General features: G+C 42.2%; 17 protein-coding genes. 5 read left to right on the top strand and 12 right to left on the bottom strand.

Annotated features, from left to right (window positions below; translation table 11 throughout):
* Positions 1–69: 69 nt before the first annotated feature.
* The 5 genes from IPM47_04280 to IPM47_04260 form a co-directional block, all read right to left on the bottom strand.
* A complete protein-coding gene (locus IPM47_04280) occupies positions 70–1,602 on the bottom strand; it encodes a T9SS type A sorting domain-containing protein (GenBank protein ID QQS30175.1) in 1,533 nt (510 codons plus the stop codon).
* Between the two features lie 72 nt (positions 1,603–1,674).
* Positions 1,675–3,183 carry a T9SS type A sorting domain-containing protein gene (locus IPM47_04275; protein QQS30174.1) on the bottom strand — a complete coding sequence of 503 codons (1,509 nt, stop codon included), beginning with the start codon at positions 3,181–3,183 and terminating at the stop codon, positions 1,675–1,677.
* A 150-nt stretch (positions 3,184–3,333) separates the two neighbouring features.
* Positions 3,334–3,501 carry a T9SS type A sorting domain-containing protein gene (locus tag IPM47_04270; protein QQS30173.1) on the bottom strand — a complete coding sequence of 56 codons (168 nt, stop codon included), beginning with the start codon at positions 3,499–3,501 and terminating at the stop codon, positions 3,334–3,336.
* The gene (locus tag IPM47_04265; GenBank protein ID QQS30172.1) at positions 3,489–4,865 is read right to left on the bottom strand and encodes a hypothetical protein; all 1,377 of its coding nucleotides are present in this window, start codon (positions 4,863–4,865) and stop codon (positions 3,489–3,491) included. Before IPM47_04265 ends, IPM47_04270 begins: the two co-directional genes overlap by 13 nt.
* A gap of 68 nt (positions 4,866–4,933) precedes the next feature.
* Positions 4,934–10,024, bottom strand: coding sequence for a T9SS type A sorting domain-containing protein (locus IPM47_04260; GenBank protein ID QQS30171.1), 5,091 nt, complete (start codon positions 10,022–10,024; stop codon positions 4,934–4,936).
* 294 nt (positions 10,025–10,318) lie between these two features.
* Between IPM47_04260 and sulP the strand changes: the two genes are divergently transcribed.
* Positions 10,319–11,989: a sulfate permease gene (gene sulP, locus IPM47_04255; GenBank protein ID QQS30170.1), complete on the top strand. Its 1,671-nt coding sequence runs from the start codon at positions 10,319–10,321 to the stop codon at positions 11,987–11,989.
* Here sulP and IPM47_04250 read toward each other — a convergent pair.
* The gene (locus tag IPM47_04250; protein QQS30169.1) at positions 11,970–13,163 is read right to left on the bottom strand and encodes a sulfotransferase; all 1,194 of its coding nucleotides are present in this window, start codon (positions 13,161–13,163) and stop codon (positions 11,970–11,972) included. The genes sulP and IPM47_04250 overlap by 20 nt on opposite strands.
* Positions 13,164–13,368: 205 nt before the next feature.
* Between IPM47_04250 and recQ the strand changes: the two genes are divergently transcribed.
* Positions 13,369–15,225, top strand: a complete 1,857-nt coding sequence (gene recQ / locus IPM47_04245) for a DNA helicase RecQ (protein ID QQS30168.1) — start codon at positions 13,369–13,371, stop codon at positions 15,223–15,225.
* A 129-nt stretch (positions 15,226–15,354) separates the two neighbouring features.
* Positions 15,355–16,137 (top strand): enoyl-CoA hydratase/isomerase family protein, encoded by a 783-nt coding sequence (locus IPM47_04240; GenBank protein ID QQS30167.1) that lies wholly within the window; start codon positions 15,355–15,357, stop codon positions 16,135–16,137.
* An 840-nt stretch (positions 16,138–16,977) separates the two neighbouring features.
* Here IPM47_04240 and IPM47_04235 read toward each other — a convergent pair.
* The 4 genes from IPM47_04235 to IPM47_04220 all read right to left on the bottom strand — a co-directional run bounded on the left by IPM47_04235 (position 16,978) and on the right by IPM47_04220 (position 19,834).
* Positions 16,978–17,670: a hypothetical protein gene (locus tag IPM47_04235; GenBank protein QQS30166.1), complete on the bottom strand. Its 693-nt coding sequence runs from the start codon at positions 17,668–17,670 to the stop codon at positions 16,978–16,980.
* Positions 17,671–17,827: 157 nt separating this feature from the next.
* Positions 17,828–18,811, bottom strand: coding sequence for a class I SAM-dependent methyltransferase (locus IPM47_04230; GenBank protein ID QQS30165.1), 984 nt, complete (start codon positions 18,809–18,811; stop codon positions 17,828–17,830).
* A 60-nt stretch (positions 18,812–18,871) separates the two neighbouring features.
* Entirely contained in the window at positions 18,872–19,366 is a 495-nt protein-coding gene (locus IPM47_04225; GenBank protein QQS30164.1) for a hypothetical protein, read from the bottom strand.
* A gap of 36 nt (positions 19,367–19,402) precedes the next feature.
* Positions 19,403–19,834, bottom strand: a complete 432-nt coding sequence (locus IPM47_04220; protein ID QQS30163.1) for a transcriptional repressor — start codon at positions 19,832–19,834, stop codon at positions 19,403–19,405.
* Between the two features lie 105 nt (positions 19,835–19,939).
* Here IPM47_04220 and IPM47_04215 point away from each other — a divergent pair, with 105 nt between their 5' ends.
* Positions 19,940–20,323, top strand: a complete 384-nt coding sequence (locus IPM47_04215; protein QQS30162.1) for a MerC domain-containing protein — start codon at positions 19,940–19,942, stop codon at positions 20,321–20,323.
* 68 nt (positions 20,324–20,391) lie between these two features.
* Positions 20,392–21,162, top strand: a complete 771-nt coding sequence (locus tag IPM47_04210; GenBank protein ID QQS30161.1) for an SDR family oxidoreductase — start codon at positions 20,392–20,394, stop codon at positions 21,160–21,162.
* A 210-nt stretch (positions 21,163–21,372) separates the two neighbouring features.
* Here the strand turns inward: IPM47_04210 and IPM47_04205 are convergent, their stop codons facing one another.
* Together IPM47_04205 and IPM47_04200 are read right to left on the bottom strand one after the other, a co-directional pair.
* Positions 21,373–21,600 carry an ISAs1 family transposase gene (locus tag IPM47_04205; protein QQS30160.1) on the bottom strand — a complete coding sequence of 76 codons (228 nt, stop codon included), beginning with the start codon at positions 21,598–21,600 and terminating at the stop codon, positions 21,373–21,375.
* Positions 21,601–21,653: 53 nt separating this feature from the next.
* Positions 21,654–22,433, bottom strand: coding sequence for an ISAs1 family transposase (locus IPM47_04200; GenBank protein ID QQS30159.1), 780 nt, complete (start codon positions 22,431–22,433; stop codon positions 21,654–21,656).
* Between the last annotated feature and the right edge of the window lie 143 nt (positions 22,434–22,576).

The following is a 22,576-nucleotide window of genomic DNA, read 5'->3' as shown; positions in this document are numbered from 1 at the left end:
TAATACGGTGGCTTATTTGCAAACTCTGTCAGCGTTTGCAACGCTGACAGAGTTGAAACAAACAGGCGGCTACTCACTAACCATTACCTTCCCGCTTGCCAATGTTTGCCCCGATGCAGGGAACACCACCCGGTAATAGTAGATACCCGCCAACAGGTGTTCTACCGGTACTTGTTCTGTCCCTGTGCTGCCTTGTAATGTTTCTTCTGCTACCTGTCTGCCGAGAGCATCGTACAAACGCCATACTGCACCACCTGAGGGTGAAATGCCGACAGGTATTTGGTAGCGTATAAAGAGGTGGGTAGAAGCCGGAACGGGATAGACCATTGCCGAAACCTTTGTGTTTGTATTGGAGGGAATACCAGGTAGCACTTCTACCACCACCGTGCTGTCGCAACCTATAAAGCTGCAGGTATTGCCGAGGCTGTCTATCTTTAATACCCATGCGGTTTGAGGGCTGCTGTATTGATAGCCTGCCAATATATAACCGCCATCGGGGGTGGGTTGTAGGTCTCTTAGGTAAACCTGCTTTTCGGGATTGACGGTGGGGGTTACTACCCAATTTAAATTTCCATCAGCGTGAAAAGCAGCTACATAAGGTTGGGGAATGAAGCCATTATGTAAATAATAACCACTTCCGATGAAGCCTTTATCGGGTTTGATAATGGGAAGTGCTTGAAAACTACTTATATCAGGTAGAAATCCATGTTTTTTTTCCCATTTTATTATTCCGTTTCCATCTATTACTGCGAGGTAGAGTTTTTTTGTAATTCCTTCTTTAAAACACCCTGTCATTAAATAGTCGGGTTCTTGTCCTGCCAACCAATCTTCATAAGATGTCAAATTGATTACCTGTGCTGCACAGTCATTTAATTCATTACCATATCTTTTCGTCCAGAGGGTATCGCCGTTTGCGGCGGTTTTTACCACAAACATATCGTAGCCGGTGATGGTAGAGTAGCCCATGCCGCCAAAGATGTAGCCACCATCCCAAGGTGTGTGCTGAACGGTAAAAAAACGGGCATCATTACCCATCAGGTAGCGTTTGTCCCATTCAAAGTTACCTTCGCTGTCTATTTTGAGGGCGTAGGCTTTTACGGTGTCGGCGGTTGTGTTTTGTTCTAATCCGCCAATTAAAAACCCTTCATCAATTGTATTAATAATCATATGCCCGGCTTGCCAAGTAATAACTTCAAATTGACTTTGCCATATAACATTGCCCCCAAAATCAAGTTTTAATACATAAATGTTCTTTTGTTTCCCGTACATCAGGATTATATTGTCTTGAACTCTTATAACTTGTGTACCCACTGAAATTCCCATTTGTTGAAAGGTTGGCGTTTCATCTAATTTTTTAATCCATTGAAAATTCCCCAAAGCATCTGTTTTCATACAATATAGCCCATAGGGAATGGTATTGGTTCCATAATTACCAAAAACTAAAACTCCATCCTCTACCTGCTGCACTGCCTGCGCCAGTATATTTATGGTGTCATTGCCACCATAAGTTTTGTTATAATATACAAATGAGGTTTGTGCTTGTAAAACAAAAGTAGAAAATAGCATCACTATGCCTAATGTTAAACCAGTATTTGCATTCATTATTCTGTGTTTCAAATTGGTAAAAGGAAAGCAGTAATGGCTTAAAATCAGCCATTACTGCTGTTAAGAATGCTACTTAATAACAACTAATTTTGAGGTAGTAGTACCTGTACTTAAACGGCAGAAATAAATACCTGTAGCCAAATTTTCAATATTCAGGTGCAGGGCTGTGCTATTTGCAGAGACTTCTACATTTTTGACGAATCGACCATTTAAATGACAGATTTGTAAATGACATTTTTCGGTTATTGGGTTTCTAAATAAGATTTTTACCATATTGCTTGCAGGATTTGGCGCTAAGTCAAAATCAGGCAGAATAGTATTGTACTTTAAGTTGGTTCGAATTGGCATTCCATGTCTTACATAATCGGCACTTTTATAAACTGCCAATACACTTTGAGCTAACGATTGGTGTGTTGATAATACATCATCAGCTAATTGACTTACTTTAGCAGCAGACTCTGATGTTTTACCATTACCTTCCAAACCGCCTTCAATAATGGCCTGATACAACGCTATAAACTCTGCATTTTCTGGTGTGTTGGGCAAGTTTTGCAGTTCGTCTAATGCATGTTCATAAAGACCTTCATCTACATAAGTGCCTACCAACAAACGGATTGCCCACTCCGTATCAATACAGTGTAGTAGAGCGAGGAGACTATCGCGTTGGTTGTAGCGCAAAAAGTTGTAAATACGTTGTTCTATATCGTTTTCGTTATTACAATCTGCCATTCCTGCACCTTCAATAGGAATTGGTACTGTACAGGACATATTTTGGAAAAAAGGATCAAGTGGATCACATTGTTGCACATTAACGTTCCCTGTCACATAAGGCAGAGGAGTGCCCCCATATATAGGATCCGACTGTACGCTATTATCAATGTTTAGGTTGAGTGTGAAGGCTAAATTATCGTTGATGATGTGATAGTTGTTGTAGCCAATGGTAGAACCAATTTCGTTTACATAATGCCAGTGGGTCCGGAGAGCGAGATCGGCATCTGCTGGGTCACATATTCCCTGATCAGGCAAAATAGCATCGGTTGCAAGGTGCCAGTCAAGATCGCAATCGTCATAGGCGTTGCAGTTGGTGTAGAGGCGGTTGTTGCTGCCTATAAACTGGGTGGCGGGGTTTAGCCGGCTGTCGAAAAAGTTGTTTCTTACATGCGATACAAAACTACCATATTCGGTGTTGTCAAAAATTGCGCCGAAAGTGAAGGGGTTGTATTGGGCTTCCTGTGCCTGAAATTGATTGTCTTCAACTGTAAGCCCTATGCTGCCGTAGGTTAGCAGCCCGTAGGTATCTTCTGCCAGCGAAATGCCGGGAGGTACTGAAAACGTGTTGTTGGTAACCTTGCTGCCAACCGTTCCGTTTAGGGTAATTCCTTTTTGGGTTGATTGGAAGTTTTGATTGGTAATGTTTACCTCTTTCATCACGGTCAGGGTGTTATAGACATCTATACCCTTGCTCAGTCCGCTAAACTCAAAGATTTCCGGATTGTCGGGGTCGGTAATGATATGGGTTTCGGTCAGCATGTCGTTTTGAAAGAGGCATAAGAGGAACAAACCTATTATCTGAACCATAACATGCAGGGTTTAATGATGAACAACAGGATAAAAGTAACGTTTTTTGTAAAACGAAAACAACGAAATCTGATTTAGTTAAACGGTAAAATTGTTTGGTGCCATGCCTATCGGCATTATCCGGTAGAGACAAGGCATGCCTTGTCTCTACTACCTGCCCACCACCACCTTCCCACTCGCCACCACCTGTCCCGATAAGGGCAACAACACCTGATAGTAGTAAATACCAGCCGGCAAATGTTCTACCGAAATCTCCTCAATGCAGTTGTTGCCGGTTAAGGTGGTTTCGGCTACCTGCCTGCCGGTTATGTCGTACAAATACCATCCGGCATTGCCCGAAGGAAGGATGCCGGATGGTATTTGCAGCGGATGTTGAGATAGGTAGAAGCAGGAACGGGATAGACCATTGCCGATATTTCAGGGCTTGAATTGGAGGTGATGCCGGGCAGCACTTCTACCACTACGGTGCTGTCGCAACCCACATAACTGCATGTATTGCCAAGGCTGTCTATTTTTAACACCCATGCGGTTTGGGGGTCGTTGTATTGATAACCTGCTAAAACGTAGCCGCCATCAGGAGTGGGTTGGAGATCTTTGATATATACATGTTTAGTCGGATTTAATGTAGGGGTTACTACCCAATCTAAATTTCCATTGTGATGAAAAGATGCAATGAATGGACGAGGTGTAATATTATCAGGTAAATAATAACCACTTCCAATAAAACTCTTGTTAGATTTGATTAATGGTAACACTTGAAAGCTGCTTATTTCAGGTAAAAAATTATGCTTCTTTTCCCATATGATAACTCCATTTTCATCAATAACTGAAAGATAAAGTTTTTTAACTATCCCTTCTTTGATGCAACCGGTCGTTAGATAGTTAGGCTCTTCTCCTGATAACCATTCTTCATAAGTTGTTAAATTAACTACTTTTGCAGCACAATCATTTAATTCATTGCCATAGTGTTTAGTCCAAAGGGTATCACCATTAGCGAGAGTTTTAACAACAAACATATCGTAGCCGTTTGTCGTGGAGTAGCCCCATCCTCCTAAAATGTATCCTCCATCCCAAGGAGTTTGTTGAATACTAAAAGCTCTTGAATCATGTTCTAACATATAAGTTTTTGACCACTCGTAATTACCATAAGCATCTGTTTTTATCAAAACAAAACGAGCAGTATCTTGTACATATCTATATCCAACCATTGCAAATCCATTATCATAGGTTTGAATTATTGATCGTGTAAACTGTGAATATTCATTGGGGTATGACTGATGCCAGATGGTATCACCACTTGAATTAAACTTGAATAAATGAGGTATAAGTTTTAGAGTAGGATTGTAAGAAATTTCTGCTAAAGTACAAACAAAATTTCCATCTGAAGTAGGTTTAACAAAACTGCCATCTTCTACTACACCCCACTCAGTACCGACTGCCAAATTCTTAAATGTTAATTCATTGCCTTGCTCATCAATATTCATTACAAATATTGAATGTTCAATGTTTTGAGTACCATAACTACCAATAACTAAATAGCCACCAGAAACGGGTTGAACAACTTGTGCAAGCATATTAGAAGTATCGCCTCCAAATACTTTATTGAAATAAGTAAATTGGGTTTGAGTTATCGCCTCAATTGAGCATAAACATACAAGCAGTACTATTAAAATAATTTTCATAATAAAGTGGTGAAATATAAAAATTGGGTTTGTCTTTTGGAATTAGACAAACCCAATTTAATAATTTACTATTTAACAACAACTAATTTTTGGACAGAACCGCTACCTTCCAAACGACAAAAGTAAATGCCATTATTTAACAGGTCTATGTTAACATTTGTCTGCAAACTTGCAATAGGAACAAAAACACTTATCGCTATTTTTCCACTACAATCATAAATAAATAAGCGACAATTCTGATCTAATGGTTCTACAAACTTGCAAACTATAGAAGAAGCAGCTGGATTAGGTATAATTTGGAAATAACTTTTATCTTTTGGGGTTATTAATAATTTTAAATTAACGGGTTGCCCATGTCGGATATACTCTTTATTTCTGTAATTAGCTAATACACTTTCAGCTAGTATATAAAATGGTGAATTGCTATTCTCAGCAATTGAGTTCATTGTACTTATAGCTACATCAGATTTACCACTTCCTTCTATACCACCTTGTATTATAGCTTGGTACAAAGCTATAAATTCAGCATTTTCCGGTGTTTCCGGCAAGTTTTGCAGTTCGTGTAATGCTTGTTCAAAAAGACCCTCATCAACATAAGTACCAACCAACAAGCGTATTGCCCATTCAGTGTCTAAACAGTGTAACAACGCAAGCAAGCTATCCTGTTGATTGTTGCGCAAAAAAATGTAAATACGCCCTTCTATATTTTCTTCGTCATCACAGACCGCCATTCCTATACCTTCAATAGGAATTGTTACTGTGCAAGATGTATTATAAACAGGAGATGTTGGAGTTCCACAAAATTGTACATTAACAACCCCAGCAACATACATAGAGGATGGATTGCCTTCGAAAGGGTCAGACTGAGGGCTGTTGTCTATATTCAGGTAGAGGGTTGAAGAACTTTCGTTGATGATGTGGTAGTCATCGTAATCTATCGTAGAAAAGGGTTCCTCTACAAAATGCCAATGGGTGCGGTGGGCTTTGCCTGCATCGTCAATGTCGCATATTCCTTGTGGTGGCAGGGTGGCGTATTCGGCGAGGTGCCAGTCAATATCGCAGTCGTCGTAGGCGTTGCAGTTGGTGAGCAGGCGTCCGTTGTAGCCTATAAACTGAGTGGCGGGGTTTAGGCGGCTGTCGAAAAAGTTGTTTCTTACATGAGTTACAAAGCTGCCATATTCGGTGTTGTCAAAAATAGCACCGAAAGTGTAGGGGTTGTATTCGGCTTCTTCTGCCCGAAACAGATTGTTTTCAATGACTAGCCCTATGCTACCATAGGTTAGCAGCCCGTAGGTATCGTCTGCTTGCGAACTGCCGGGAGGAACGGTAAAAGTGTTTCCGGTAATGATGCTGCCGACTGTTCCGTTCAGGGTTACTTGTTTTTTGGTGGTTTGGAAGTTTTGGTCGGAGATGTTCACGTTTTTCATGACGGTCAGGGTGTTATAGACATCTATGCCCTTGCTCAGTCCGCTAAACTCAAAGATTTCCGGATTGTCGGGGTCGGTTTCGGGGTCTGCGGTTATCAAAGTAGCCACATTGTTCAACCTCATTCCGATACCGCTTTTGGTTTCCGTCATGGTGCTATGAAACCGGTTGTTGTACAACGGATTTATCAGTTTCATGGCAGTAGCCCATAAACCTATGGGTTGATTTGCATTTGAATCCCACCAGAATTCAGGAGCGTTTTCAGGGGGATTGTTTTGGGTAAAGGTTACCGTACAATTTTGTATATCGTGAACCTGATGATTGGAAGGTGCAAATTTCTCCAATTTAATAGCAATCCCGTTGTCTTTAAACTCGGTGTTGTTCAAACGAATTAAGCCTCCTGCTGCGGTGATGGAATTGTCTGTAAGCAATCCGTTACAAGAACCGATACGGGCGTTTTCTATTTTTGAATTTGTAGCCACTAAAACTCCGTAATTGCCGGTGGCGGCTTCGGTTTCGAAACCGGTATCGTTGCCATAGGGTATCTCTGAACCCATTACACTGATGCCTTTCCAAAATTTGTCATTACAATTATCTGCTTTCAGTGTAGCTTGATTTATTTCAAGTCGTCCGCCGGGTTCTATGATGATTTCTGAATTTTCACCACCTCTCATTTCTATGACACTTTCATCTATTATGAGTGTTTGTTCGGCAGGTACGATAATTTTGCCTGCAAATTTCAGAACCAAACCCGTCCATGTTTCAGTATTATTTCCGATGTCATAGTTGCTAAACGGTTCTCCTGTGGTAGTGCCAACCCGATAAACACCTTCATTATTGTCGGGTGGGGAGAGCAGGTCTTGGGGTTGAACGTTGTATTGCGCTTGTGCAATGCAGTCGTTGGCATCGGTAACGTTGATATAGTATATGCCGGGGATATTTACCGTAATTTCGGTTGTAGTTTCTAAGTTAGGCGACCATTGGTAAGAATAACCAGGTGTACCTTCTGAAGCGGTTGCTGTTAGTATGGCAGTACAGTACTCGCTTCCTGTGCCTGTTTCAATATCAACTTGCGGGTTGTCGAAAACGGTTACGGTGGTTGTGGCAGAGGCGGTGCAGCCGTTGGTGTCGGTTACGGTTACGTAATAGGTGGTAGTGCCTATTTCGTTCGCAATGCCCGTTACTTCATTGGTCGTTGAAACAGTATTCGTCCAATCATAACTGACATAGCTTTCTTCAATAGTTAATGTAGCCGGGTCATTTAAACAGTATACACCATTTTCAGTCGGTTGTATAAAAGTAATAGTAGGGGTAGCTATTACAGTGACGGTGATTTCGTCTGCTATTGGCATTCCTTCACACATTCCCCAAATTGAATAAGTGCCCGAAACGGGGTCGGTTACGGTCAGGCTTCCGTCTGTATTCGGGGTCAGCACATTGCCGGCAGGATCTTTCCACACTAAGCCGGTAACGCTCGAATGGTAAGAATGGGTGAGGGTTAAGGGTGCGTTATAGCATAAATATAGGGGGTTATCCTGGTTAATAATAAGAGGCTTGACTTCAATTTGTACCGGCTTTTCTAAAGAACAAATAATTGACGTTTCATCATCGGTGTAGTAATCAACTTGGGCTTTAAAATTAAATGTTCCGTTTTCTAAGCCTTCAAATACATACTCTGCTACATCGGGTGCGCCTGACGAAGGATTGTACACCGATTCGTCTGGTTTTATCCATTTAACATCGCCATAAATACTGGAAGCATGAAGAGTATAGCTATTACCAAGACATATTTTAACATTGGGATTGTAATTTGCAACCACAAAGTCAGCTTCTCCTACGTGTACAGTTGACCACGCATTGAGTATTTGTGCCTTTACAAAGTTGCTTTCGTTAATAAAACTTTCGTTTATACTCCCTCCTGCAATTATTATATCATCTATTGCAGCTATAGTATGATTACGCAATTTTAAGTGGTCTCCGCTTTCAGATAAAACATCTTCTGATATAATATTTTCAGAATCAACATCATTTTTTATTCGATGAAGAGCCTCAAAAACTACCCTCGCAGCTCTTTGATCTCCTATGCCACAAATAAAAACAGGCAATAATGCGGATCCTTGAGTTACTTCTGTTGGGCCTTCTTCCAATAAATAAAACCAATGAGTTACAGCCCTTAGACGAAAATATTTATCAGACGAATTCAAAAAATCAGTATTTAGTATGCCTAAGAAGTTTTTTGCATCTCTAAAGGATACGTAGTTCGGGTCAAATGTTTTCTGAGATTGATGGCTAGGATATTCACTTACATCGTAACCATTTTGATCTAAAATAAATTTTTCTATACAAGTCCCAAATATATCACAAAAGGCTTCATCGAATTCTTCATTTACATTACTCACTAATCGGTGAGTAACTTCATGACCAATTATTGTTAAGGTTGCACCTCTATTGACAATTTGTGTAGGACCTGAACCTCCAAAATTTCCGCTTAGAGGGGAATATCTCATAAAAGGATAAGTTATCCAGTTATAGTCTAAATTATGTTTTTGATAGAAGTAATCCAGCGAGCCGGTAAATCCCACATGAGTGGTAATAGCATTAATATTATTTTGATAATCCGGATCAGAAGAGTTACTAGATGTCCAAGGAAATAAAGTTTCAGTGATACCAGAATAATAATCTACCCAAGGAAGTAACTGTTCTGTAAACAATCCTGTGCAAGAAGAATTAAAGGTTAAAAATGGAGAGGGTTGTCTGAAATAAGTTACGCCATTATTTGAGTAAGTTAGTGATGGTGTTTTTTCATTCACATATCTTGGTACTGTATTAAAGGAGATATTTGTACCTGTGGGTGTATATGACAGAATGTTGTACGAACAATTTGATAAGTTTGAATTTACTGTTCCTAAACTAGGAGTTGCAGTATAAAGCCAGCCAAGATCAGTTAAACTAAAACTACAAGGAAATGTAGCTTCAGCTAATTGCGTATCGGTTCCAACCGGTGATACCAAAAAATCAAAGGCGGGACCATCAGAAGCTAAAGCCAATACATCAAAATTTGAAGAAGTGCCATTGATTTTAGGCAGCGATACAAAATTCAATAGTTGATTACTTAAACCGTTGTGATAAACTAAAGCAATGGCAAAGCGCAAAAAGAACATATCATCACTACATTCACTAATAACTGTAGTGGTAACATTGCTTAAAGCTGCAATGGTGCTAAAATCAACAAGATGTGTCTCGCCTGAATTAATATTGCCGCTTAACTCAAAACTATATCTTTCAGATATCAAGATTGCACCTTCTGTATTGCAACCTGCATAAAAAACTAATGAGTAATTGCTTAAGTCAACCGGATCGGCATCTTCAGATAACGTTAATTCAATTGAATATCCCCAGCGATTTTCATAGGGAATATCTTCAGGAAGGGCTTCTTCGGGCGGAGCTAATTCATAGCCAACTTCAGTGATATATAGTCCACGGTCAATGGGCTCATAATAAACATTTGCTAATATTGGCGTATTACTACTAGCCAAGGTACTGGGATTGATAAGTAAATCTGCTTGTTGAGTTTGTGCTATAATAGGAATTGCATACCCAATAAATAAAGATACTTGTAGCAAAAACAAAAGCATTTTAAAAATAATAGCATTTACACCAAACTTCTTCACCCTTCTAGTGAAATAACTTGCGGGGGGGGGGCAGGAATCTAAATAAAACTCTTTCTTTTTCATAGTTTCGTTGATTTATAGTTTTTAAAAAATAGGTAGTTGTTATGTTGTGGTCATAAACTTTGGTCTCATCTTTTAGCAAACATCCTTTATTGCGAATACTTGTATAACAAAAGCTAGAACGAAGCTAACTTTTTATATAATAACTTGTATCTCATATAGGAAGATTATTTCCAAATAAGCAGGATGCGCCTGACAACTATTCCCCTGCTACGGGTTTAGATTAAGGGTAATACAGTCCGACTGAAATTTATAATTTACCGTAACTTTGCCCTTCGAAAACCTGAATATAGGGCTATGTTACAACCTAAGATTCTGACCACGCTTAAAAACTACAACCGGCAACAGTTTGTCTCCGACCTGATAGCCGGTATTATTGTCGGAATTGTTGCTTTGCCTTTGGCCATTGCGTTTGGAATTGCATCGGGTGTTTCGCCACAAAACGGGTTGATTACCGCCATTGTTGCCGGGTTTATTATTTCGTTATTAGGCGGCAGCCGCGTGCAGATAGGCGGCCCGACCGGGGCATTCATTGTTGTAGTGTATGGTGTTGTTGACAAGTTCGGATTAGATGGGTTGTTGATTGCAACCTTTATGGCGGGGGTGATGCTGGTGTTGATGGGTTTGTTCAGGTTAGGCACGGTGATTAAATTTATGCCCTATCCGGTCGTTGTCGGGTTTACGAGCGGCATTGCGGTGGTCATTTTTTCGTCTCAGATAAAAGATTTTCTGGGATTGCCTATTGACAAAGTACCTGCCGATTTTTTTGAAAAATGGGTAATATACTTGCAATATATCGGCAACATCAATTGGTTTGCTTTTGGCATGGCACTCACCTCGGTTCTGCTGATTGTTTATTTTCCCCGCATCAGCCGCACCATACCCGGATCGTTGGCAGCCATTGTACTGACCACTGCTGCAACCCTGATCTGGAACATTCCGGTAGAAACCATCGGCAGCCGGTTCGGGCAAATAGCAAGTGTGCTTCCAACCTTGCAAATTCCTGAGATAGAGAGTTTTGAAGTTTTAAAATCGCTGATTCAGCCGGCCTTTACCATTGCCATGCTTGGTGCCGTAGAATCTTTACTTTCTGCTATGGTAGCCGATGGCATTATCGGCGGCAACCACCGTTCAAATATGGAATTAGTGGCACAGGGGGCTGCCAATATGATTGTTCCTTTGGTGGGAGGTATTCCGGCCACCGGTGCGATTGCCCGCACCATGACCAACATCAAAAACGGCGGACGAACCCCCGTTGCCGGCATTGTTCATGCCCTTACTTTGCTCGTCATCATGTTGTTTTTAGGCAAATGGGCACAGCTTATCCCGATGCCTTGTTTGGCCGGTATTTTGGTGATGGTGGCTTACAACATGAGCGAGTGGCGTTCGTTCAGAGACCTGCTTTCTCATCCAAAGAGCGATGTAGCGGTATTGTTGACCACGTTTTTTTTGACGGTCGTTTTGGATTTAACCATCGCCATTCAGATTGGAGTGATAATGGCTTTGGTGCTGTTTGTCAAACGAACGGCGGAAACGTCAGAGATACAGGTGATTAAAAATCAGTTCAATGCCGAAACATCGGACGAGTTGACCGACTCGGGCGATAACCTCAGCCTTGCCCTCCCTCCCGACACCGAAGTTTATGAAATAAACGGCCCGTTTTTCTTTGGCGCTGCCAACAAATTTGATGAAGCCCTGCGAAGGGTGGGCAGTCGTCGCCCTAAGGTGCGGATTATCCGGATGTCGAAAGCGCCGTTTATCGACTCAACGGGATTAAACAACCTGCGAAGTTTGTGCAAAAAATCGAAAACCGAGCAAATACAAGTGATATTGGCAGAGGTAAACGAACAGCCCCTGTCGGTCATCTTAAAAGCCGGGATTGATCAACTTCTGGGAGAAAACAATATCTGCCCCTCTATCGAAACGGCATTGGAGCGGGCGCGTCAGCTTACCGGTTCGAGTGGCTGAGTGTTTCCGGCAGTGTGTCAGTTTCCTGTTTTACCTCTATATGTGCAGGCACCTGATATCCCCATTCATTCATGGCAAACCCCCATTCGTCCAAAATACGGTTCAGGATGTTGGAGTCTATTAAAAAACGGTTTTTCTGGTAGCTTTTTTCCTTGGTAGCATATTTTGCAAATTTAGGGGCTGCCTGTTCAAACCCCGGCAAGCTAAGCTCGGTATATATGCGATGAAGTTCTTCGGTGGGATTTTGTTCAAACGTTTCAAAACAAACTTCCGAAAGTTGACCTTTGGGAATTAGGGAGCGCGTATTCAGATATTTGGTCATTATTTTTTTGTACACCTCAAAAATATTGTCGGTAATCAGTTGGTCGTTCATGGTTTCCAACTGAAGGCTGGGCATCATGCTGGTAATAAACTTTTTGGTGGACAAAAACACCTCTACCGGGTTGCGGTAAATGTGAATGAACCGCGCATTGGGAAACATTTCAAGCAGCAGTTTGATTCTGCCGGTATTGGGCGGGTTTTTTGAAACAAATTGCTCGCCTTTGGTATTGAGCAGTGCTTTTTTGATCAGTCGGCCATATTCTGTTTTCCAGATGTTCAACTCTGATGGACGAATGCCCTCAAAATCAATATAGCGCTTGTAATAGTCGAGCGTTCTCGAAGGGAAATACCAGAAATTGTAATAACATAAAGCGTGGATATTGCCCAAAGCAAATTCTTCTTCCTGCGGAAAGTCTGCATTCATCACCACATTGTCGCCTTGCCGCTTTTTGGGAAGGGCAAACCGCATGAAACTTTCAAAAATGAATCTTGCAGGTTGAACAAACAGCATTTCGGGAAACACGGAATGATAGGTGGACACATACCCCATTCTGGGATCTTTGCCGATAAAATTGTGCAGATGCGTGGTGCCGCTTCGCCAGTGACCGATTATAAATACCGGCGGTTGGTTTAAGGGCTTGCTATCCAATGTTTGGTTAAAGCGCATTCGCTCAATTATCCGGAACGGCTCTGTCAGGGCGCTCATAAAAAACGAGGCAATCACCCGTCCATAGTATTGGGTTGAAACTTTCCCCTGACGAATGGTTTTAAACAAGGCTTTGATGTTTCCTCCGCTGATGGCGGGCAAGGCTATCTGACTTTTGTAGTTGGCTATTGCCTTTAACATACTCATAAGATTAAGTTGAGCGCTGTATTTTTTAAAATAACTAATACCGGGTTCTTAGTGATCTGTCTTTTATATTGTGTCTGCCCATAATGCCGGAATTGCCCCTTTCCGGTTGCCGGTGTAAAGCTAAGAAGTTAAGCGGTTAGCGCATTTCCCGAGCGCAAAAATGACAATCAGGTTTGTTATTTATGGCTTTTAATGTACTTTTGGCGTGAAGAAAACAATTATTGTAACTCCTGCTGATCCATTGACCCCTTTACAGACGTTAAAAGAATATTTTGGTTACTCGACATTCAGACCGATGCAGGCCGACATTATTGATTCGGTGTTGAGTGGCAACGATACTTTGGTGCTGATGCCGACCGGTGGCGGCAAATCGGTTTGTTATCAGCTTCCTGCCATGATGATGCAGGGAATTGGCATTGTTGTTTCGCCGCTCATTGCCCTGATGAAAGATCAGGTAGAAGCACTCAGACTTAACGGAATTCCGGCGGCATATATCAACAGTTCACAGGAACTCGACTCTCTGATCAGAACAGAACAGGAATGTCTTTCCGGCAAAATTAAGTTGTTGTATGTATCGCCCGAAAAAGTACAAACCGATGGTTTTCAGAATTTTTTATCTCGACTTCAGATTAACCTGTTTGCCATTGACGAAGCGCACTGCATCTCGTTTTGGGGACACGATTTCAGACCCGAATACGGACAGTTGCGGGTTCTCAGAAAGCAGTTTCCGCAAATTCCGTTTATCGCTCTGACTGCCACTGCCGACAAGGTAACCCGAACCGATATTGTGCAGCAATTGGGATTAACAAACGCAAAGACATTTATCACTTCTTTCGACCGGCCAAACCTCAGCTTAGCTGTACTCCCCGCTATTGACCGGATAAAACATATCGTCCGGTTTTTGGATGAACACCCCCGACAGGCAGGCATTATCTACTGCATCAGCAGAGGCGGAACAGAAAGTCTGGCCGAAAAACTGCGGCAGCGGGGGTTTAATGCCGCTGCTTATCATGCCGGATTGTCTGCTGACGAACGCAACCGGGTACAGGAAGCGTTTTTGAGGGATGATATTACCATTGTTTGTGCAACGGTTGCATTTGGGATGGGCATAGACAAGTCGAATGTGCGGTTTGTTCTGCACTATAACCTGCCTGCCAATATAGAAAGCTATTATCAGGAAATCGGCAGGGCAGGTCGGGACGGTTTGCCCGGCAAAGCAATTATGTTCTATACTATTTCGGATGTGATGCAGCGCCGGAAATTTATTGAAGATGACGGGGGAGCAGTCAAAGAACTCAAATTAGCAAAACTGCAACTCTTACAGCGTTTTGCAGAAGCGCAACTCTGCCGCCGCCGCATATTGCTCAACTACTTCGGCCAACATTCCGGCAGCGACTGCGGAAACTGTGATATTTGCCGGCATCCGAAACACCCTTTTGACGGTACTGAGTTGGCGCAGAAAGCACTTTCGGCCGTTGCACGTTTAAAAGAAGCTGCTCCGATGAGTACGGTTGTTGATGTGTTGAGAGGGGTGAGAACTTCGGGGGTGGTAAAAAACCGGTATGACCAAATCAAAACCTTCGGTGCAGGAAAAGACCTCAAACCTTCTGAATGGTCGGACTATATTATTCAGCTCATACAGTTAGGGCTGTTAGAAATAGCCTATCAGCAACACTACGCCCTCACCCTGACCCCTGAAAGCAAGGCTGTGCTGTTTGAAGGGAAAAGGGTGAATTTGGTGAAAAATGCTCCTCCTGTCGCTTCTGAACCTCAAAAACATCCAAAAACTGGGAAACAGCCTATTTCAAAAACAAACCAGCAAGTCAATGATTTATTTGAGCGTTTAAGGCAAGTTCGTAAAAAACTGGCAGATGAGCAAAAGGTTCCTGCTTTTGTGGTTTTTTCTGATGCTGTTTTGTATGAAATGGTCAGATACCTGCCCCAAACAACGGACGATATGTTAAAGATTAACGGCATTGGCTTTAGAAAAATGACCGATTACGGAGACATTTTCCTAAAGGAAATTAAAGACTATCTGAACGAAAATAATCAGCATATTTAGACAATCGGGTCTTGATACTTTTTAATACACATTAATACAATGCTCAAAAATTGGGCAGATTTTCCAATAAACACAAATTCCGGTTAATTTTGAACCAAAAATTACTTTATCCCATATCCCGATTTTTTTATGACACCAACACAATTACATACTCAAACAGACGAAACCGGCATTTTAACCATCACCATTAACCGCGAAGAAAAACTAAACGCACTCAACACCACCCTACTCAGCGAATTGGTTCAGGTACTGCAAAACCATCGCGACAGTGATACCGTAAAAGGGGTTATCCTGACCGGAGCAGGTTCAAAAGCATTTGCGGCAGGTGCAGATATTTCTGAATTTGCCGGGTTTAACGCTAAGGAAGGGAAAGAAATGGTTGAGCGGGGATACCGGATTTTTAAAACAGTGGAGCAATACCCCAAACCCATCATTGCAGCCGTCAACGGATTTGCCTTAGGCGGTGGTTGTGAGTTGGCCATGGCCTGTCATCTGAGGGTAGCTTCGCCAAATGCCAAATTCGGACAGCCCGAGGTCAATCTCGGCATTATACCCGGCTACGGGGGCACGCAAAGACTCATCCAATTGGTAGGGAAAGGCAAAGCCCTTGAGCTACTGATGACTGCCGACATCATTGCAGCAGACGAGGCACTGCGCCTGGGCTTGGTAAATTATGTAGTACCGCAGGAAGAACTGATGACTAAATGCCGGGAAATTTTGGGTAAAATAACTGCTAAAGCACCCCTCGCGATTAAAAAGGTTATCGCTTGTGTGGACTCATACTTCACCGCCGGTGAAAATGGCTATGAAACCGAAATGGAATTATTTGCTTCCTGTTTTGGAACCCACGATTTTAAGGAAGGCACCGAGGCTTTTATGACGAAAAGAAAAGCCAATTTTACCGGAAGCTAAAAGGATAGCGGTTCCGGCAATTCACAAAAGCCGGCTTTTAAAGTTGTTGTTCAAAGAGATAGAAGTACAAGCCTTGTCAACTCAGGGTTTAGGTGCGGGGTTTGCTTAATTTAGATATAGCAACGGCGATGCCGATAATAGCAGGAATGGCAAGTGTTAACAGGTAGATCAACATGGCTTAAAAAATTTTGAATTTTACAAAACAACAATTAAGTCGGGCAAAGTTAAGAACAATTGCCTGAAATAGGACATTCAGACAGGCAAAAAAGTTGAACGGGTTTTTCGGCAAATAGGCTGTTGCAGTTTTTATTAGGGCAGGCGAAGGGCAGAGGTAAAAAAAGAATCCTCCAATTTGGCTCGCAATAACGGGTATTACTTTGATAAATTGCAATTTCAGACCAAATAAGCCCGCAAACACCCTCCGCAATGCTTCAAAGCCACTTTACATAAAGTTAGAATCCCCCTGCATTGGGTTAATGCACCCCTGCAATGGCTTTATGTACCTCTGCATTGAGTTAATGCACCCCTGCAATGACTTAAATCGCCTTTGCAATGACTTAATGCACCTCTGCATGGACTCATTGCACCCCTGTTTTAACTTAATTCACCCCTGCAATAACTCATTGCACCCTTGCATTAGCTTAATTCACCCCTGCATTGACTTAGAGTCCCCCTGCAATGGCTTAATGCACCCCTGCAATAACCCGTTGTCAACCGAATTTTTGCAAGGGTTGATGGTGCTTGGGCGGCTGTTTTTCTGAGTAAGGCAGGTGCTTTTTGCCTTTTGGCGGCTGTTTTTTGAGGACAGGTCGCTGTTTTTTTGAGGCAAGAGTTATCAACTCAATCCGATTCCCCCAAAATCCAATCTATTCGGACATCCTGTGATTGCATAAATATTTTTGACCCTATAGAATCCATGGTAACTGCCCTTGCTATGTTTTCTTCATTACCGGTATATTCAAACCCGACCAACCATTTTTTTTGGTCGTATTGTCGCGCACCTGTTGCCTTTGGTTTCAACATATTAAACCGCCCTTTGAGAACTCCGGCAGAATCGGAGGCGTATTCGTTTTTTTCAAACTGCAGGGCAACTTTGGACAAATCGGGTTGTTTGCCCGTATAACCTTGTGCAGCGACAAAAGCTTCGGCAAGGGCAATGGCTTCTTGTTCACTCATAGCCGATATTCGTTCTGTTACCGGCAGCCCGGTCGGGGTTCGCACTTTGAACTCTGAAACAGAAACCGGGGAGTCATTTTGTTTACAGGCCATAACTGACAGTACTCCCCAAAAAAGCAACCCCAAAATTTTTTGCCGTATCAGATGGGACATGAGCAGGATGATTCTTTTAGCGAATAGCGGTTTAACCCCTAAAGGTAACCGCATTTGTTTTATATCGGGTAGGGGAGTAATGATGAGCAAGGTTTTTTTGTTTGGATTGGGGCAGGCTATTACTTTAATGCCATGAAAAATACCTGTTGTTTCCTGACTCATTTTACGAACAAAAATATCACCCCTTCGGAGTTTGATAAACATTGGAAATGCACGGTAATACAATTATTACAGGCCTTCGGGATTACAATAATGGGTTGCGATTGGTAAATGTCTAACTACAAACGGCTATAAAAGAAAACTGTTTGACAGTAGGTTTTACAAGCCTGTCAATACAATAAATCCCGAAGGGATGACAGGATTATAAATTGCTGTCTTGTTTTCTGAAAACCATTTCAACGGTTGCGCCTTTTTTGAAAGCCGATTCCAAGGCATCAGACAGTATAAAAAGCGGGAAAGTAGCTTTGAAAAACAGGGACTGAAGCATCAGTGCGGCAGTCGAAAAATTACCCACATATTGTCTGTTGCCCTTTAAATGTTCGAACAACAGTTCTCTTTTAGGTGACACCATATTGAGCAAACTTTGCTGCATCCCAAAAGGGTTGTATTCGGGGTTAAAATATCGTTCTTTTTCCAATTGAAAGCCCAATTGTTGCATTTCGTGTTGTAAATGTCGGGGGGACAAAAAGAAAACATGGCGCGGGGGGTCTAAATGCAACCATTTTCCTTTAAAAAGGCGGCTTTGCCAGCTATCAATATTGGGCATGGAGATATAGGCAATTCCTCCGGGCTTCACAATTTGCCCGATGATTTGGAGGGTTTGACGGGGTTGGTCGAGATGCTCTATAACGTGGAACATGGTAACCGCATCTAAAGAAGAATCCTGAAAATCACCGGGTTCTAATTTACCCTGTTTCAAAATCAAACCTTCCACTTTTGAGGCTCTTTCTGCCGCTTTTCCGGGCAATTCAATGCCGTATGCTTCGTAATTGCCCTTTTTCAAAAGATGGTATAAAAACCTGCCGTTGCCACATCCAATATCCAAAACCTTTGCCGTTGAAGGAATATAACCGCTGATTATTCCGGCGCGCTGTTTCCGGAAAAAATCAACGACCCGCTCCACCAAAGTATTGAATTTCTGTTCCTGCTCTCCGTAGTAAGATTCGGAATAAGCCTGTTCCAACTGTTCGGGGGTAGGGTTGGGCGAAAGAAACACGGTGTTACAGTTATTGCATTGATTGACCTGAAAGGTATGGTCATACATATCCAGGGTTTCATACAACTTGCGGCTGTTGTCGGCAAAGCAGTAAGGACAATGCCGGCCGGTATCGGTGGAAGCGCTCATAAAGTTTCTGGCAGATTGGGGATAAACCTTGCAAATATAGCAATCGGGCGAGGTGAAGTGTTACTCTGTTTCTGCCTTTGACCTCATGCGTAGAATCTGGTTAAAAAATCCAAGTCCGTTTTCGTTCAGGGGCATTTCGTACTTTTTGCCTTCGACCGGAACAGACACGCGGTTGCAACCGTTCAGAATATTGAGTTCCATCCCCAATTTGATATCTCCGTTGTTGTCTTTAAACACCACACTTCCGTCATATTTGCCGGGTTTGCAGTTGGTAACATTAGCAGGTTGATCCATGATATAGCTAAAAAACCGCATCACCTCTTCGTTGCTTTCGGTTTCAAACGAAATGCCCATATCGTACAACAAATATTCAACTTTTACACAGTTTGCAAGAATTTGTTGCACCTTAGGAAGGGGCGAATCCCAGGAAGCAGCCGCAGAAGTTGACGGATTGGTTTTGGTATTTGTTTTCTGATCGGGGTCTGATTTTTGGTTACAGGCAGATATAGCCATCAACAGGCACAAAACTACAATAACAACGGGTTGGGATTTCATAAAACAAAAAGGAGATTTATAGGTGAAAATACCGGTTTAGTTGGTCCGCTGAACTTGACATTTCTTGCATATCCCGCGCACTAAAAAATTGGAATCTATATACGTAAACCCTTCGGGTAAGGTGATGACCGGAACACTGAGTGCATCTATACAGATGGTATTATCGCATTTAATACATTTAAAATGGACATGCTCGTCTTCATGACGATGTTCATTACATTCGCCCGCACAAAGCGCATATTTAGTCAAGCCCGAATCGTCCAAAACTCTGTGGATAATGCCTTTGTTTAAAAAAGTGCTGAGCGTTCTGTACAGCGTAACGCGGTCGTAACGATCGAGTTGATGCTCCAACTCAGGTTGGCTGACTGCATGATGTCTGGAAAAAAAAATTTCGATGACTTCTTTCCGGCAATCGGTCAATCTCAAATTGTTGTGCTTCAACAGGCTTATAGCTTCTAAATCGGGCATAAAACGGAAAATTTTGATAAAGGTACATTTTTTTATTAAAAAATCATTGAACAAGTTTGCAACTTTGTTGCAAAAGACCTACTTTTGTTGTCCAATTATTTCTTTATGTTTAAAGAAGCACGCATGTATCTATTAGAAAAAGGATTACCCTCTGCAGGTACATTCCTGACTCTGCTTTGTGCAGTTCACTGTATGGCGGTTCCTTTGTTTTTGTTGTCAGGTTCGGTGTTTGCGGTGTCGCTGCTCACAAATCCCTGGGTCGAATTGATGTTGCTCCCTCCTGCCTTTGCATTAGTAGGATACACTCTCTATAAACACTATCGCCACCACCGCCGAAGGTTGCCCATCCACCTCTTTATTGCCGGTGCTCTTGCCGGAACATTCGGGCTTTTATTTCATATTCATATCCTCATCGGAATCAGTGCGGTTTTGATTTTGATTGCTCAGTTTTTTAACCACAAACTACACAAGGTTTACTGCGCTCATTAAGGTTTGCAAAATTGTGTTTTTTAACCTTACTTTGCTCCGGCATCGTTCACCCTTAATGATTATCAGCTTTGTTCGCTCCTCATATTTTTGATGATAAAATAGTCGTAGTTACCGGCGGCGGTAGTGGTATCGGTATGGCCATTGCCGGTCAATTTTTAAAATACGGCGCAAAAGTATATATCGCTTCACGCAAGGAAGAGCGATTGCAGGAATCCCTGAAAACTTTGCAACCTTTGGGCAATTGCGATGCCTTTGCCTTAGACATCCGAAACCCCGAACAGGCAGAGCAGTTTGCCAACTACATCAAGGAAAAAGACGGGAGATTAGATATTCTGATCAACAATGCCGGAGGGCAGTTTCCTTCGGCTGCCGAAATGATTTCGACCAACGGTTGGAACGCCGTCATTAACACCAATCTGAACGGCACATTTTACCTCACCCGTCAGATGTTCCTCTCCTTTTTTATGAACCAACAACACGGAACGGTGGTCAATATTATTGCCAATATTTATCGCGGTTTCCCCGGAATGGCACATACCGGCGCTGCCCGTGCCGGAGTGGACAACCTGACCAAAACGCTTGCGGTGGAATGGTCGCCCTACAATGTGCGCATCAATGCCATTGCCCCCGGCATCATCAAATCTTCCGGTTTAGACCAATATCCTCCCGATATGCTCAAGGGTATTACCGATAAAATCCCCCTGAAACGGTTGGGCGAAACCTCGGAAGTGGCCTACCTCACCCTGTTTCTCAGCAGCCCTATGGCAGGTTTTATTACCGGAGAAACCGTATATATTGACGGAGGCCAACGGCTTTGGGGCGATATGTGGGAAATGTGAGGGAATGTTTATCTCTGATGTTAAAAACGTTTGTAAATAGAACTTAACCGGCGTTTTATTTTTTTAAAAGAACCCACCCCTCGCCCCCAGGGAAAACGCATCAGGAAATCTTTAATGTGCTTTCGAGATATGCATCACTAAACAGGCATTTTCTGAATTTTCGTTTTGTGTTGACTTTTAGGTCATCGTGATTTTTAATGATGTTGAGAGCTATTTTTGTAGAACAGAAAAATTGGCACCGGTATTTCCGGCACGTTTTTTACTCTTATCCTCTCCCATAACGGCATCTAAAACCCAATGCAGTTTGTTTTCTATCCCCCAATGTTCTCGTGTTATCCTGCATGCCCGCTCGGGAATCATCTCTATACTTGCTATGTAATAACGCTTTTCCGAAGTGCTTTTGCCGGTTGCTTTTACTTTTCTGAAGCTGCATATCATGATTAAACACATCAACCCTTCCCATTTATCCAATACCGCCTTGTGCGGCTCAATTAGGGATTGGTCATTTTTGATAAATTGACCACTTTGCAGGTTCGCTGCTCCAAACGACCATGACTGTCTTCTTCTTTCCCTGCATAAGTTTCGGTATTACTGTCTTGTGAAAGAAGTTGCTCTGCTGCTGCAAGCAATTTTGGTTGATTCTTTTTTACTCCCATCACATAGTCGGCTTGTGCTTCAATAATCTCCTTGGCTACATCAGTGTAGCAATAGCCCGCATCTAAAGTTAAAATGCAATTGCTTAAATCCAACACTTCCAATATCTCCGTTATTGCGTTCTTCTCTCCTGCCTTACCCGATACCTCGATACTCGCCAAACAGGCTTTAACGGCATCACAATAGACATTTACCATCACGACAGCATGACGACCGCCCTCCGTATTCTTGGTTTGCTGCTCCTTTATCGTTGCACTTCCCGACAACCTTTTACCGTCTATATTCACTATCGAGCCATTTGTCAGATGAATAGAATATTGACATATACCGGATAACACTTTTTCTAATTGCTTGGTATTCAAGATGCTCAACAAACGATTGATCGTGTCGTGACTGGGAATACCTTTCTTGTATGGTAAGTGTTTGCGGAGCCAATCCAACTTAAGCTGACCAAAGTCGGATATCTCTTCAAAAGAACTGCAACCGCAAAGTAAAGAACAAAATACCAAAAAAAGCACCTCCGAAAGTTCATAATAAACCTTAAAAGGTTTGCGGTTATCGGGAAACTTCTTGAAACCGGTAATGATTACGGAGGTTAACGGGACTTTCTCTGTCATTGCTTCCATGATAAATAAAAAAGTAGTCGTAAAATGAAAATTGTCCGAAAAATTATCCGGTTTTCATGTTCCTTAACTCAACCCGGGAGATAAATACACTATGCCTGATTGGCGTTTTATCATAGCTGTTGATGCATTTGAAA

The sequence above is a fragment of the Sphingobacteriales bacterium genome, assembly GCA_016700115.1.
Classification (GTDB): Bacteria; Bacteroidota; Bacteroidia; order Chitinophagales; family UBA2359; genus UBA2359.
Note: the sequence above shows the minus strand (reverse complement) of the source record. Positions and strands in the feature narration are given on the sequence as shown.